Annotated in this window: 14 protein-coding genes; 5 read left to right on the forward strand and 9 right to left on the reverse strand. The window is 67.4% G+C overall.

The window, feature by feature from the left end:
• Positions 1 to 4: 4 nt before the first annotated feature.
• From AC2EAL_RS13385 to AC2EAL_RS13395, 3 genes are all read left to right on the forward strand, one after another.
• Positions 5 to 1159, forward strand: coding sequence for a DUF1501 domain-containing protein (locus AC2EAL_RS13385; RefSeq protein WP_484724720.1), 1155 nt, complete (start codon positions 5 to 7; stop codon positions 1157 to 1159).
• A gap of 71 nt (positions 1160 to 1230) precedes the next feature.
• Complete coding sequence (locus AC2EAL_RS13390) at positions 1231 to 5241, forward strand: PAS domain-containing protein (protein ID WP_484724721.1); 4011 nt, start codon at positions 1231 to 1233, stop codon at positions 5239 to 5241.
• 105 nt (positions 5242 to 5346) lie between these two features.
• On the forward strand, positions 5347 to 6237 hold the full coding sequence (locus tag AC2EAL_RS13395; RefSeq protein ID WP_484724722.1) for a phosphotransferase: 891 nt from the start codon (positions 5347 to 5349) through the stop codon (positions 6235 to 6237).
• Between the two features lie 32 nt (positions 6238 to 6269).
• On the opposite strand, the gene rsmA is transcribed toward AC2EAL_RS13395, so the two are convergent.
• From rsmA to AC2EAL_RS13435, 8 genes are all read right to left on the reverse strand, one after another.
• Positions 6270 to 7106 (reverse strand): 16S rRNA (adenine(1518)-N(6)/adenine(1519)-N(6))-dimethyltransferase RsmA, encoded by an 837-nt coding sequence (gene rsmA / locus AC2EAL_RS13400; RefSeq protein WP_484724723.1) that lies wholly within the window; start codon positions 7104 to 7106, stop codon positions 6270 to 6272.
• A gap of 58 nt (positions 7107 to 7164) precedes the next feature.
• Positions 7165 to 7851 carry a M48 family metallopeptidase gene (locus AC2EAL_RS13405; protein ID WP_484724724.1) on the reverse strand — a complete coding sequence of 229 codons (687 nt, stop codon included), beginning with the start codon at positions 7849 to 7851 and terminating at the stop codon, positions 7165 to 7167.
• Between the two features lie 13 nt (positions 7852 to 7864).
• A complete protein-coding gene (locus AC2EAL_RS13410; RefSeq protein ID WP_484724725.1) occupies positions 7865 to 8479 on the reverse strand; it encodes a DedA family protein in 615 nt (204 codons plus the stop codon).
• On the reverse strand, positions 8476 to 8823 hold the full coding sequence (locus AC2EAL_RS13415) for a hypothetical protein (protein WP_484724726.1): 348 nt from the start codon (positions 8821 to 8823) through the stop codon (positions 8476 to 8478). Before AC2EAL_RS13415 ends, AC2EAL_RS13410 begins: the two co-directional genes overlap by 4 nt.
• A complete protein-coding gene (locus AC2EAL_RS13420; RefSeq protein ID WP_484724727.1) occupies positions 8820 to 10001 on the reverse strand; it encodes a vWA domain-containing protein in 1182 nt (393 codons plus the stop codon). Before AC2EAL_RS13420 ends, AC2EAL_RS13415 begins: the two co-directional genes overlap by 4 nt.
• A gap of 89 nt (positions 10002 to 10090) precedes the next feature.
• Positions 10091 to 10261, reverse strand: a complete 171-nt coding sequence (locus AC2EAL_RS13425) for a hypothetical protein (protein ID WP_484724728.1) — start codon at positions 10259 to 10261, stop codon at positions 10091 to 10093.
• Between the two features lie 34 nt (positions 10262 to 10295).
• The gene (locus tag AC2EAL_RS13430) at positions 10296 to 11615 is read right to left on the reverse strand and encodes a DUF2927 domain-containing protein (protein ID WP_484724729.1); all 1320 of its coding nucleotides are present in this window, start codon (positions 11613 to 11615) and stop codon (positions 10296 to 10298) included.
• A gap of 247 nt (positions 11616 to 11862) precedes the next feature.
• A complete protein-coding gene (locus tag AC2EAL_RS13435; RefSeq protein WP_484724730.1) occupies positions 11863 to 12702 on the reverse strand; it encodes an AAA family ATPase in 840 nt (279 codons plus the stop codon).
• 174 nt (positions 12703 to 12876) lie between these two features.
• Here AC2EAL_RS13435 and dksA point away from each other — a divergent pair, with 174 nt between their 5' ends.
• Both dksA and AC2EAL_RS13445 read left to right on the forward strand, forming a co-directional pair.
• Complete coding sequence (dksA, locus tag AC2EAL_RS13440; protein WP_484724976.1) at positions 12877 to 13299, forward strand: RNA polymerase-binding protein DksA; 423 nt, start codon at positions 12877 to 12879, stop codon at positions 13297 to 13299.
• Positions 13300 to 13369: 70 nt separating this feature from the next.
• On the forward strand, positions 13370 to 14554 hold the full coding sequence (locus AC2EAL_RS13445; RefSeq protein ID WP_484724731.1) for an FAD-dependent oxidoreductase: 1185 nt from the start codon (positions 13370 to 13372) through the stop codon (positions 14552 to 14554).
• A 53-nt stretch (positions 14555 to 14607) separates the two neighbouring features.
• Here AC2EAL_RS13445 and AC2EAL_RS13450 read toward each other — a convergent pair whose 3' ends face one another.
• The gene (locus tag AC2EAL_RS13450) at positions 14608 to 14976 is read right to left on the reverse strand and encodes a 1-deoxy-D-xylulose-5-phosphate synthase (protein WP_484724732.1); all 369 of its coding nucleotides are present in this window, start codon (positions 14974 to 14976) and stop codon (positions 14608 to 14610) included.
• Between the last annotated feature and the right edge of the window lie 6 nt (positions 14977 to 14982).

Genomic DNA, 14982 nt, shown 5'->3' on the forward strand with positions numbered 1-14982 from the left:
CGCCATGGCACGCGATCCGATCCTGGTTGTGGTCTTCCTGCGCGGCGGTGCCGACGGGCTGGCGCTCGTCTCGCCCACCTCCGACCCTGACTTCATCGCCGCCCGCCCTGAACTGCTGCGCGTGCTGCGTCAAGGGGACGAGGCTGGCCGCAGCATTGCCCAGGACATTGCCGACGTCGACTTCCGGTTTCACCCCGCCGCTGCAGCCTTCGCCGACCTCTACGACGCCGGGGACCTGTCGCTGATCCACGCCTCCGGCCTGCCCGAGGCGACACGCAGCCATTTCGACGCCGAAGCCCGGATCGAGCGCGGCGTTTTCGGCGCCAACCTGGTGCCGGGCGATCCCTCGGGCTGGATCGGCCGCTGGCTGCAGGCTGCCGCGCCCGGCGGGTCGATGCCGGCCCTCGCCGTGGGGGCGATGCGCCCGGCCAGCCTGATCGGTGCCGACAGTGCCGTGGCCGAAAGTCTTGCCGACCTCGTCATCGGCCAGGGCCACTGGCTTTCCGACCTTCTGCAGGCCCGTCTCGCCTCGGGCTTTGGCGACCACGGCCCGCTGCAGCGTCCGGTCTCTGACCTGATCGGCCTGTCCGACCTGGTGCGCGGCCGCTTCTGGTCGGCGGAAGACCAAACCCTGCGCCCCTACGCCCCCAGCACCGACTATCCGCAGGACAACCCCTTGTCCGGCCCCCTGATGACCGTTGCCCAGACCATCAAGGAAGACCTCGGCCTCCGCGTCGCCACTGTCGACTTCCCCGGCTGGGACACCCATGTGAACCAGGCCCCCGCCTTTGCCAGCCAGACCGCGACGCTCTCGCAAGCGCTGATGGCCTTCTGGCGCGACCTTGGTCCCTTGCAGCAGGATGTCTCGGTCGTGGTGATGAGCGAGTTTGGCCGCCGCCTGCGCTCGAACACCGGCGGCGGCACCGACCATGGGCGTGGCAACGTGATGATGGTCCTAGGCCCGCAGGCGCGGGGCGGCCGCATGATCGGGCGCTGGCCGGGCCTTGCGAATGACGCGCTTGATGAAGGTGCCGACCTGGCCGTCGTCACCGACTACCGCGATGTCCTGTCGGAACTTCTGACCGGCCACATGCGCCTTGCCGATCCCGGGCTGGTGTTTCCCGGCCATGCCGCCACACCGCTTGGTCTTTGGGGATAGCCCTTTACCGGACAGCAAGCTTGCGGGCGCACAACTTCTGGCAGATACTCGCCTTACAGGGGTAAGGACGCATGCGACACGTTGGTCACCCGGACATCGTGACAGCCGAACCTGCACGCGTCGAGTTCCGCGTCGTCGAACTGATGAACCGTCTCCTGGACGTGACCCCCGAAACGCTGGATGCCGAAATCGATGCCGTCCTCGCCGTGATCGGCCAGGCCTATGGCTTCGACCGCACCTTTGTCTTCCGCTACAATGAAGACGCAGGCTACCAGAACACGCATGAATGGGTCGGCAGCGGTGCTGAGCCGCTCAAGCCGGCGATGTCTGCCCCGGCCCCCGTCGCCCGCCCGACCTGGCACGCGATGTTCCTGTCCGGCCAGGTCGTCGCCGTCACCAACCGCGACGACCTGCCTGCCGGGTCACCGGAGCGCGCCTTCCTGACCGGAATTGGCGTGCATTCCACGATAATGGTCCCGCTTCTGGACGGTGACCGGCTGTTCGGGGTGATCGGCTTCGACTACGCCCGCCCCGACCGGACCTGGCCGCCGGATGTGGTGTTCCTGCTCACCTCCATCGGTCGCGCGGTGTCCTCTGTCATCCTGCGGATCGAGGCTGCCCAGGCCGAGGCCGACACCCGCCGCAATCTGACCGCCACGCTGAACGCCCTGCCGGACCTGGTTATCGAGCTTGCCCCCACCGGCGAAATCGTCGCCTGCCACAGCGACAAGCTGCCCTGGCTCTCGGGCGTCGTGCGGGCCGGGATCGGCCGCCCCCTTGCCGAGGTTCTGCCCGAACCGCTGCCCGATCTCTTGCAGTCCTTCCTGGCCAACCCGCCGCCCGACAACACCTCGTTCACCCGCCGCGTCGGCCAGTCCACGCTGGTCTCGCCGCACCGGTACGAGGTTTCGGTCGCCCGGCTGCAGCCCAGCCCCTGCGGCAAGGCACCGAACCTCCTTGCGGTGATCCGCGACATTTCCGCCGACGACCAGTCGACCGAGATGCTGTCCTTCCGGGAAAGCCAGTTCACCGCCTTCTTCGAGATGTGCCCCCATGCCATCCTGCTGAACGACTTCGACACCGGGCTGATCCTCGACGGCAACCGCGCCTTCCGTGAAACCTTCGCGCTTGACCCGCATGCCGGGCGTGAGCTCAGCGTCCGCCAGATCCTGCCGGAAACCAGCCAATGGCTGATCGAAGGGGCCCTTGCCGGATTGCAGGCCTCAAACAGCTATGGCCCGGTCGAGGCGACGTTCCGCAACTCCAGCGGCACGCCGTTTCCTGCCGTCGTCCGCTGCTTCCTCAGCGTCGATCCGAACGGCCGGCGTCTCGTCTGGTCGCTGATCGAGAACATGACCGAGATCCGCGCGAAAGAGGCCGCACTCCAGGCCGAAAGCCAGGCGCTGGCCGCGACCAAGGTCCGCCTCCTCGCAGCGATCGAGGCGCTGGACGACGGGTTCGCCATCTTTGATGCGGATGACCGGCTGGTCCTGTGGAATACGCCCTATCTGCGCATCTTCAACCAGATTGCCGACCTGATCCAGGAAGGCGCGCTTTACGATGACCTGTTGCGCGCGGCCATCGACCGGGGTGTCTTCGGCGCCGGAGGCGAACGGGATGACGCGAACCTTCAACGACGCCTGGACCGCCCCCTGACCGAGGTCTGGGACAACGAAGACGCGCTGGCCGACGGCCGGCTGATCTGGACCCGCGAACGCGCCACGCCCGCACGGGAAACGGTGGGCCTTTATGAAGACGTCACCGCCCGACGCATTGCCGACCGGCGCCTGCAGCAGGTGATCGACGGCGGCATGGTCGCGGTCTGGGACTGGGACGCCGAACACGGCTTCAGCGCGATCAACGACCACTGGGGGGCGATGCTTGGCCTCGACAGCAGCGCCAACCTTTATGCGCTCGTCGACCTGATCCACCCCGAAGACCGCACCGCCGTCGCCTCGGTCCAGCGCGAGGTCTTCCTGCAGGGCGAAACCGATTTCACCCTGCGCTGCCGGATGCGGCATGTCGATGGCGGCTGGGTCTGGCTTTTGACCCGCGGCCATGTCACCCGGCGCTGGACCGATGGCAGCCCGCGCCGGATCTCGGGCTTCTCGCTGGACGTCTCGACCCAGGCCGAGGCCGAACAGCGGCTCAGCCAGGTGATCGACGGCACCAAGGTCGGCACCTGGGAACACGACATGCGCACCGGCGTCACCATCGTCTCGGAACGCTGGGCCGAAATCCTCGGCTACCGCGCGGTCGAGCTGAACCCGATGCCGATGGACGACTGGCTTGGCATGCTGCACCCCGACGATGTTCAGCCCCTGATCACCCATGAACAAGAGGCTTTCGACGCCGGCCAGTGGCAGGTCGAACAAGAGGTCCGCCTGCGCCACCGTCTCGGCTACTGGGTTTGGGTCCTGACCCGCGCGCAGGTCGCCGAATGGGACGAAGACGGCCGCCCGGTCCGCACCAGCGGCATCAACCTCGACATCACGCCCGCGAAGGCGCTGGAATCCGCGCTTGCCCGCGAACGCGATACCCTGGCCCGGGTGATGGAGGCCTCGGTCTCCGGCATCGTCGTCGTCGATGAACGGGGCGGCGTCGTCTTCACCAATGCCGCCGCCGAACGCGTGCTGGGCCGCGAGGTCCACAAGGGCGACGACCTGATCGCGATCCTGCAAGGCGCCGACATCCTCGGCCTTGGGGGCGCGCCGATCCCGGCATCGGACCTGCCCGTCGTCCGCGCGTTGGCGGGCGAACCCGGGATGCACGAGCTTCGGCATTTCCTGTTCTGGCCCTGGGGCGAACGCCGCACCCTCGCCGTCACTTCGGCCCGCCTCTCGGCCCCCGGCACCGACCTCGCCGTGGTTTGCACCTTCACCGACATCACGGACGAGATGCAGAACGAGGCCCGGCTCCGCGCCGCGATGACCGCGGCTGAGACCGCCAGCCGGGCGAAGTCCGACTTCCTCGCCGCGATGAGCCATGAGATCCGCACCCCCCTGAACGGCGTCCTTGGCATGGCCACCGTGCTCGCCGGGCGGCTGACCGACCCGTCGGAACAGGCGATGCTGCGCGTCATCAGCGACTCGGGCGAACATCTTCTGGGCGTCATCAACGACATCCTCGACCTCGCCCGGATCGAGGCCGGTCGCATGACCCTTGACCTGCGCCCGATCCGTCTGCCGGAAATCCTGTTCCGCGTCGCGGCCCTGCACCAGATCGCCGCGAACCGGAAGGGCATCGGGCTCAAGGCCCGCTGCATCGGCGCATTGGCCGACGTGCCGCGCGAAGGCGACGAGATGCGCCTGATCCAGATCCTGCACAACCTGGTCGGCAACGCGCTCAAGTTCACCGACGAAGGCGAAGTCAGCGTCGAGATCGACTGTTCCAGCGCCGAAACCATCACCATCCGGGTCCGCGACACTGGCATCGGCATGTCGCCCGCTGAGATCAGCCGCGCCTTCGACGAATTCTCGCAAGGCATCGGCGGGTCGCAGCGCAGCCATCTCGGCACCGGCCTCGGCCTGCCCATCGTCCGGCGCCTGGCCAGGCTGATGGACGGCGACGTGGCGCTGACCTCGGTCGAAGGGCAGGGGGTCACTGCCCGGGTCTGGCTGCGGATTCCGGTGCTGGACAGCAGCGCGGCCCTTTATGCCGAACCCGCCCTGCCGACCCTGCCGCACATGCGCGTCCTTGCCGCCGAAGACAACGCCACGAACCGCATCATCCTGCAAAGCATGCTGCAGGCGCTTGGCGTCGAGGCGGTGATCGTCTCGGACGGGGCCGAGGCGCTGAATCGTTTCCGCGCCGAAAGCTTTGATGCCGTGCTCTTCGACATTGCCATGCCCAACATGGACGGTATCGAAACACTGCGAGCCCTGAAGGACCAGGCGCGACGCGCGGGCCAGACCCCGCCGCCCGCGATTGCGGTTACCGCAAACGTGATGACCCATCAGGTCGAGGATTACCTCGGCTACGGCTTCGTGGCCGTCGTGGCCAAGCCGATCCGGCTGGAAATGCTGGGGCAGGCGCTCGCGAAATGCCTGGCCCTGGCTGCCGAAGGTGCCGCGGCACCCTGACCCTGAAAACCCTTTGACAGCCCGCCCGGCCCTTACCATCCTGCCGGAAAGGGGCCGGAATGGCCTGATCCTGCCACGGCGGGGCGCACGGGGGGCAAAGGCCGCATGACGACAGGAACCGATCCCTTGTCCCGCTCCATCGCGCGGGCACTGGCCCTGCCGATCTGGGAAGGCGCGGCCAGCGCCACGCCGCTTGGCGGCGGCATCACCAACCTGAACGTGCTTGTCACCGACGCCCGCCGCAAGGCCGTCGTCCGCATTGGCGACGACATTCCCGTCCACCAGATCATGCGGTTCAACGAATTGGCCGCCAGCCACGCTGCCGAAGCCGCCGGGATCTCGCCCGCCGTCCTCTACCACGAACCGGGCGCGCTGGTGATCGACTTCGTCCAGGGCCGCACGATGACGGCCGCCGACCTCTGCCAAGCCGACCTTCTGGACCAGGCGCTGCAACTGGTCATCCGCACCCACCGCGAGTTGCCACGGTCCTTGCGCGGCCCTGCGCTGACCTTCTGGGTCTTCCAAGTGCTGCGCGACTATGCCGCCACCCTGACCGAAGGCCGCTCACGCCATATCCCCGCCCTGTCCGGCCTTCTGGACGAGGCCGAGGCGCTGGAACGTGCCGTGGGCCGGATCGAGATGGTCTTCGGCCACAACGACCTGCTGCCCGGCAACTTCCTGCACGACGGCAGCCGGATGTGGCTCATCGACTGGGACTACGCCGGCTGGGGCTCGCCCCTGTTCGACCTTGGCGGGCTGGCTGCCAACAACGGGCTTGATGCCGCCCAAGAGGCATGGCTGCTGGAGACCTACTTCGGCACGCCGCCGGACGCCGACCTCTGGCGCCGCTACCGTGCAATGAAGGCCGCTGCGGCCCTGCGTGAGGCGATGTGGTCGATGGTCCAGGAGATTCACTCCGACCTCGACTTCGACTATGCCACTTACACTGCCGAGTATCTGGACACCTACCGCAAGGCGCTTGCCGCCACGCGGTAACCCCCCCGGATTTTCGTCGAAGATTCGCGCCCTTACCCGACCGCCCGCGCCAGCGCGCAGAACTGCTCCAGCCCGATCTCCTCGGCCCGGGCCGTGGGCGGGATACCGACGCCCTCCAGCACCGCCTCGACGTCCGGCCGCAGCCCCTTCAGGCTTGCCCGCAGCATCTTGCGGCGCTGGTTGAACGCCATCGCGGTGATCCGCTGCAAGACCTTGAAGTCGCAGGGAAAGCGCGGGCCGGGCAGGGCGGTCAGCTGCACCACTGCCGAATGCACCTTGGGCGCCGGAGTAAACGCCTCGGGCGGCAGCGTCATCACGATCCGCGCCTCGCAGCGATACTGCGCCAGAAGCGCCAGCCGCCCGTAGTGCTCTGTCCTCGGTTTCGCAACAATCCGTTCCGCCACTTCCTTCTGGAACATCAGCGTCAACGATGACCAGAGCGGTGGCCAACTTTCGGGGGTCAACCAGCGGATCAGAAGCTCGGTCCCGACGTTGTAAGGCAGGTTGGCGACGATCTTCACAGGCGGGGTCAGATGCGCGCCCAGGTCCAGCTCCAGCGCATCGCCGTGCAGCACTTCCAGCCGACCCGGATAGTGCGCCGCGATCTCGGCCAGGGCGGGGAGCGCACGGGCATCCTTCTCCACCGCCACAACCCTCCGCGCGCCCTCGGCCAGCAGGCCCCGCGTCAGGCCCCCCGGCCCGGGGCCCACCTCCAACACGTCGCAGCCCGACAAGTCCCCCGCAGCGCGCGCAATCTTGGCAGTCAGGTTCAGATCCAGCAGGAAATTCTGCCCCAGCTGCTTCTTCGCCACCAGCTCATGCGCCCGGATCACCTCGCGCAGCGGCGGCAGCCCGTCGATCGTTCCCAAACCCGCCCCCTGTCGCAGACCAATCCCGTCCTAGCGCCTCGGGCGGGGTTTGCCAACGTCACCCCAGCCAACGCGCCTCATTGGCTTCGATGGCCGCGATGCGTTCGTCGACCTTTGGATGGCTCAGCAGCCAGGCCGGGATCCCTTCCGCCCGGTTCTGCGTCAGCGCCTCCAGCTTCCGGAACAGGCTCTTCTGCGGCCCGGTCCCGATCCCCGCCTTGATCAGCAGCGCCGTCGCATAGGCATCCGCCTCGAACTCGTCCCGCCGCGACAGCCGCGCCATCAGCGCAGTCGAGATCAGGTTCGCGATCCAGATGCCGACGAAAGGCAGGAACCGGTTCAGCAGCGCCGACAGCATCACGAAGACCGCGTTCTGCCCGGTGAAGTCGATCATGCGCCGCCGCATGTGCCCCTGCGCCACATGCCCCATCTCATGCGCGATGACGCTCGCCAGCTCCTCTGCCGTCACCTCGCCGCGCACTTTCCGGTTCAGGAACCCGCGCGTCAGGAAGATTCGCCCGTCCGGCGCCGCAAGCCCGTTCACCGCGTCCACTTCGAAGACGCGCACCTTGATCTCTGGAATGTCCATCGCCTGCGCCATCTGGTCTGCCAGCCGGGTGATCGACGGGTCGGTCAACGGCACCGACCGTTCGTCCAGCATCCGTTTGGTGCGCCAGACCGAAAAGCGCATCATCAACAGGGCGTAGCCCACGGCCAGCAGTATGGGGAGAAGAAGCTTGGTCATGGCGCGTATATAGTCAGCTCTTGTCCCCTCGCAACGCCGCCTGGCCTGCGGCAGAGTTGAACAGCCAGTAGCCCAGCGCCACGACCGCCCCCGCGCCCCCGATCATGCCCAGAAGCGACCCGATCGCATTGCTCGCCGCCGCGATGTTGCCGCCGAAGACAAAGCCCGCCCCCACGTACAGCCCCGCCCAGACCGCCTCACCGGCCACCCCCGCTGCGGTGAACCGGCCCCAGCCATAGCGCGTGCTCCCCGCGATCAGGTTGACGTAAGGCCCCAGCGGGCTGAGGAGCCAGCGCGTCAGGAACACCGCCATCACCCCCCGCCGCGCCATCAGCCCGTCCGCCTTCGCCAAAAGCCTGTCGCGCCCCGCGTCCTTCCTCAGCCGCGACAGCACCGTCGCCCCGAACCCGCGCCCGGCCCAATAGCCCAGCTGATCCCCCGCGATCCCGCCCGCCGCCGCCGCCGCGAACGCCTGCCACAGCACCAGGTCACCGGCGGCCGCAAAGCCCCCCGCCGTCAGCATCAGGACCGAGGCGGGCAGGGGAAGCGCCAGGCAGGACAGGAACGTCGTCGCCGCCAGCAGCCACAGCCCATACTGCGGCACCAGGCCCAGAAGCCAGTCGGTCATTCGCCCGAGGCCTTCATCCGCGCCACCGCCGCCTCGACCTCGGCGATCACCTCGGCCACCGGCACCCCGCGGTCGCGGGCGATCTCCTCCAGCGTCTGAGGATGTCCCTTGACCTCCGGTACCGGCATTCCCGCCTCGGCATCCAGCGCCCGTGGCTCCAGCCCCCAGGACCGCGCGACATAGCCCACGGTCATCCAGGGCTCGACCGGCACCTCCTGATGCGTCGCCCAATAGACGGTGTAGACCGTGAACCGCCCGGCAAAGAACAGCGTCACCGCGCAGGCCAGAAGGAAGGCACTCGTCAGCCAGGGCCGCGCCCGCCAAAGGGTCAGGAACCGGCTCATCGCAACTCCTTCACGCCCCGCGCAAGGCCATCCAGCGTCATTGGCACCATGCGACCCTCGAAGATCTCGCGTATAAGCTGGGTCGACCGCGCATAGCCCCAGGCCCGCTCCTCGACCGGGTTGATCCAGACATGATACGGCCACTGCGCCCGGATCCGTCGCAGCCAGACCTCGCCCGCCTCGGGGTTCCAGTGCTCGTTCGCGCCGCCCGGATGGGTGATCTCATAGGGCGACATCGCCGCGTCCCCCACCACGATCAGCCGCCAGTCCGCGCCATAGGTGCGGATCACCTCCCAGGTCGGAGTCTGATGGTCCCAGCGACGGCGGTTGTCGCGCCAAAGGCCCTCGTAGACGCAGTTGTGGAAGTAGAAGACCTCCAGATGCCGGAACTCGGCCTTCGCGGCGGTGAACAGCTCCTCCATCACCCGGACATGAGGGTCCATCGACCCCCCGATGTCCAGAAGCAGAAGCACCTTCACCGCATTCCGCCGCTCGGGACGGGTCTGCACATCCAGCCAGCCCTGCGCCGCCGTGGCCTTGATCGTGCCGTCCAGGTCCAGCTCCTCGACCGCGCCGTCCCGCGCCCAACGGCGCAACCGGCGGAGCGCCAGTTTCATCGTCCGCGTGCCGATCTCGGCATCGCCATCCAGGTTGCGGAACTCGCGCCGGTCCCAGACCTTCACCGCCCGCTGGTGGCGGCTTTCGTCCTGCCCAATCCGGACGCCTTCCGGGTTGTAGCCGTAGGCCCCGAACGGAGAGGTCCCCGCCGTGCCGATCCACTTCGACCCGCCCTGGTGGCGACCCTTCTGCTCCTCCAGCCGCTGGCGCAGGGTCTCCATCAGCTTGTCGAACCCGCCAAGCGCCTTGATCGCCGCCCGCTCCTCGGCCGTCAGATGGCGTTCGGCCAGCTTCGCAAGCCAGTCACGCGGCAGGTCCAAGGCCTCCAGCACCTGCTCCGCCGTCACGGCCTCCAGCCCGGAAAACGCCCGTGCAAAGGCCCGGTCAAAGCGGTCGATGTGGCGTTCGTCCTTGACCAGCGTCAGGCGGGCCAGGTGATAGAACCCCTCGGGATCATAGATCACCAACCCCGCCGCCATCGCCTCGAGGAAACTCAGGAATTCGCGCAGGGAAACCGGCACCCCTTCCTCCCGCAAGGTCTGGAAGAAGGGCAGGAACATCGCTTAGCCCCCGATTTCTTCAAAGAAATCGGACCGGAGCCTTTGAAGGCTCCGTTGCGGAGTTTTCGAAAACTCCGCGCCCCCGCCTGTCATCCGCGCAACATGCGGTCAAGGTACAGCGTGATGAAGAGGCCGATCAGCCCGAAGACGATGCCATAGACCGTGGCGTACTGCGCGATATCGGCAGCCTTGCCACCGCGCGCCTTTGCCCGCAAGCCCCCGCCGATCGCCCCCAGAAGTAACCCGCCGATCACGAACATGCCGCCCCATTTCTGGGGCAAACCTGCGCCCCCGTCAGCCCTTTGCTGCCCGGTCCGCCACAGCCGCGATGTCGCGCATCCGGCTACGGACCATGCTTTCCGGCCCGAAGCCATAGCGCGCGTAAGGCGCGCTGTCCATGCGCAGCGCCGCCGCAGCCTGCGGGTTGCCCAAGGCCTCCATCGCCTCGGCCTTGATAAGCATCAGCGTCGCCAGCAGGGCCGCGTTGTCGTGGCTCCGCACCACCGGAATCGCCCGATCCGCCAGCCGCGCGGCCTCTTCCGGCAGGCCACCCGCCAGCGCCATCACCGCCACCTGCATGTCGACATGCGCCAGCTGCAGCTCGCCGCCCGGCAGGGCCGCATAGATCGCCGCCGCGCTGGAGAACGCCTGTTGCGCCCGTGCCGGATCGCTCGCCGTCGCCAGCCTTCCGACCGCGAACAGGCTGAAGGCCAGCCGGTTGTCCCGCCATCCCGCCGCCTGCGCCAATGCCAGCGCCCGGTCTGCCGCCGCCTGCCGGCTGGCGAGCGAGCCGCTCCGCCCCAGCGCCGTCTCGATCGCCCGCGTCCAGTCCGCCGAGGTCCCCGCACTCGCCACCGGGGCCGCCCCGACCCTGGCCGCGACCTCCTCCAGGCTCATCCCGCTTTGCAGGCTGGGCGAATAGGTCATTCGCAGGATGTCCATGTCAAAGCCGGTCAGCACCGAATGGAAATTGTCGTCGTTGAAGACGCTGTCGGGCAGCCGGTAGAGGTCGTTCAACGGCCCCAGCGCCTGCGCCAGTTCCTCATGCAGGCAATCGCGGATTTCCTGCGGGCTGGTGTCGGTCGGAATGAACACCGCCGCCCGCTCGCGCCGCGTGACCTGCGCCCAGTCGACCTTGTCCGACCCGCGCAGCCGGCGGTACTCCGCCAGCGATCCGACGTTGGGCACCACGAAACAGGCCGCCGTCGGCGCCAGCCGGCGGAGTTCGGAGCGGCTCGCGAATTCCACCGTGATCGTCCCCGTCGCGCCCTGGGCCGGGGAAATGTCGATCCCCGCCTCGGCCCGCAGCCGCCCGATCAGCGCCCCCAGGTCGCGCGCAGCCGTGGAAGGCACATCCCCGGTCATGGCCACCGTGACCGGCCCCTCGAACCGGCTGAAGGTCTGCAGGCCCCGCCCGCTTTCCATGGCAAAGGTCAGGTCCATGAAGTCGCGGCTCAGCGAGGACCCCGACACCGCCGCGCTGGAAATCCGATAGCCCCCCGGCGCGCCAAAGCCGACGCCCACCTCGTCGGTCGACCCACTTTTGGTCACCTGGGCGGGCTGGCCGCAGGCCGTGACCACGCACAGCGCGGCAAGTATCAGGGGCAGGCGCATCGGCAGGACCAGTCAGGCAGCGCCCCGGCAGCTCGGAGCCATATGACTGTCCGGCCCCGGGGCTGCAGAAGTCAATTGCCGGAAAAGTGGCATTTTTCAGACCACTATCCCTCGCGGCTCATCTGCCGGGCAGGGCCAGATTTATCCACAGCCGCTCACGAAATGTTACAGATTTGGCCGCAACCCGGAGGCAACCGGCCCGCAGTCCCCGCAACCGCGTGGAATGCCGCGCCGATTCGGCAAAAACCTACCGCTGCCCCCGCGCCATGAAGGCCAGCCGTTCGAACAGCTGCACATCCTGCTCGTTCTTCAACAACGCCCCATGCAGCCGGGGCAGGGCACTTTTCGCATCGCGCCGAAGATCCTCCGGCGCCAGGTCCTCGGCGAGAAGCAACCGCAGCCAGTCCAGCACCTCGCTGGTCGAGGGCTTCTTCTTCAGCCCGGGCACCTCGCGGATCTCGTAGAACTGCGTCAGCGCTGCGGCCAGCAGCCGATCCTTGATGTCGGGGAAATGCACCCGCACGATTGCCGCCAGGGTCTCCTCATCAGGAAACCGGATATAGTGGAAGAAGCATCGCCGCAGAAAAGCGTCCGGCAGCTCCTTCTCGTTGTTCGAGGTGATGATGACCACCGGCCGGTGCTTCGCCCGCACCATTTCCCCCGTCTCGTAGACGTGGAACTCCATCCGGTCCAGTTCCTGCAACAGGTCGTTCGGAAACTCGATGTCCGCCTTGTCGATCTCGTCGATCAGCAACACCACCCGGCCTTCCGCCTCGAACGCCTGCCAGAGCTTCCCCTTGCGGATGTAGTTGCGCACCTCATGCACCCGCGCCTCACCCAGCTGGCTGTCGCGCAACCGGCTGACCGCGTCGTACTCGTACAACCCCTGCTGTGCCTTGGTTGTGGACTTCACGTGCCACTCAATCAGGGGCAGGTCCAGCGCCGCCGCCACCTGCCGCGCCAGTTCCGTCTTCCCCGTCCCCGGCTCGCCCTTCACCAGCAGGGGCCGCTGCAGCGTCACCGCCGCATTCACCGCCAGCGCCAGATCGTCCGACGCAACGTAAGTCCCGGTCGAGCCGAATTTCATTGCGCTTTCAACATCCTGTTTGTCCCGCTTTCACAAACCCTACCCATGCCTAGAAAATGTCGCAACCGCTAGTGACAATGCGTTGGCCTTGGGATAAATGCCCCAGCCAACAGGAGCGCGTCCATGACAGAAGCCCACCTGTCGGAGCGATCCGGCGCGAAGGAGAGTGTTTCGATGAAGGCCGAGGTTTTCCTCCCCGACGACTACCGTCCCGCCGAGGACGAGCCGTTCATGAATGACCGCCAGCTTGAGTATTTCCGCCGCAAGCTTCTGGTGTGGAAGCAGGAACTTCTGGACCAGTCGGCCGAAACCATCGACAGCCTGCAGGAAAGCGCCCGCAACGTCCCCGACATCGCTGACCGCGCCTCCGAGGAAACCGACCGCGCGCTTGAACTGCGCACCCGCGACCGCCAGCGCAAGCTCGTCGCCAAGATCGACGCGGCACTGCGCCGGATCGAGAACGGCGAATTCGGCTATTGCGAGGTGTCGGGCGAACCGATCAGCCTCAAGCGCCTGGATGCGCGTCCCATCGCCACGATGACGCTGGAAGCCCAGGAAAAGCACGAACGCCGCGAGAAAGTGCACCGCGACGACTGACGTCCACAGTGACATCATGCGCCATTGACGCCGGGCCCTTGGTCCGGCGTTGTCGTCTGGGGGGCATGGAATGAGTCTCATAGGCCAAAGCGTGACGATCATCGGGGCAGGTGTTGCGGGCCTCGCCGCAGCGCGTGCCCTGGCCCTGCGCGGCGCACAGGTCACCGTCCTGGAACAGGCCGACGCAATCCGCGAGGTCGGCGCGGGCCTGCAGATCTCGCCCAACGGGGCCTGCGTCCTCCGCGCCCTTGGCTTGCAGGCCGAGCTTGACGCAGCCTCAACCCGGGCCGAGGCCGTCCAGCTGATCGACGGCCCTACCGGCGACCCCGTCACGCGGCTCGACCTCGCCCGACTGCGCCCGGGGCAGGGTTACCACTTCCTGCACCGCGCCGACCTGATCGCGCTCCTCCTGAACGGCGCGACCGAGGCCGGTGTCACCCTACGCCTCCTCTCCCGCATCGAAAGCGTCGACCTTTCCGGTCTGCATCCGGTCATCGTCCTTGAAGGCGGCGAGCAGATCGAGACCCCGCTCCTGATCGGCGCGGATGGCCTGCATTCGAAGACCCGCCGCGCGCTGAACGGCCCCGAGACCCCCTTCTTCACCCACCAGGTCGCCTGGCGCGCCGTGATCCCCTGCGAGCCCGGCGCCGCGCCGGTGGCGGAGGTCCACATGGGCCCCGGTCGCCACCTCGTCAGCTACCCCCTGCGCGGCGGCACCCTGCGCAACATCGTCGCGGTCGAGGAACGCCAACGCTGGGCCGAGGAAAGCTGGACGCTCCGAGACGACAGCATGGACCTGCGCCTCGCTTTCGAAGGCTTCTCCCCCCGCGTCCGCGGCTGGCTGGACAGGGTCGAGGACCCCTGGCTCTGGGGCCTCTTCCGCCACAGCGTCGCCGGAACCTGGGTGAAACCGATGGGGCAGGGCGGTGCCGCCATCCTCGGCGACGCCGCCCACCCGACGCTTCCCTTCCTCGCGCAAGGCGCCAGCATGGGGCTTGAGGACGCCTGGGTCCTTGCCCAGGCGCTCACGACCCACGACACGACCTCCGCGGCGCTAGCCGCGTACCAGGCGACCCGCAAACCCCGCACCACCCGCATCGTCGCCGCCGCCAACGCCAACGCCCGCGCCTATCACCTTTCGGGCCTCCCCCGGATGGTCGGCCACGCGGGCCTCCGCGCGCTTGGCCGCCTCTCCCCCGGCGCGATGCTCAGCCGCTTCGACTGGCTCTACGACCACGACGTCACTGTGGGGTGACAAATTCCTTCGAAGGAATTTGCAAATCTTTTCGAAAAGATTTGCTGTTCACACTACCAGCGCCGCACCAGATCGCGAAACGCATCTGCCACGTCCGCATCGACTTCAACGCCGGCATGTCCTCCGTATAGGCGGACATGACCATCCTTGCGCGGTCCCGATATCCAGTATTGCTCGCCCGTTGCTACATCAAAGTAGTTTGCTTTGAAGCCATTGCCCTTCAGGCTGCGAAACGTCCGACCACCATAGTAGAGCGTCAGGCCAGTCTTGGAAAAGAAGACGCGCCCGATCCTGCCGGCACAATCCAGACCGCCTGACTTGTTCTCGATGTACATGATCCGTGAGCGCGCGTTCCGAAATTCAGCGGGGGGTGTATCCTGCTGTTCGTGCTCTCTGACTTGACCGATGTAGCCTCTGCGCATTTCTTC

The organism is Tabrizicola sp. T74, assembly GCF_057219935.1.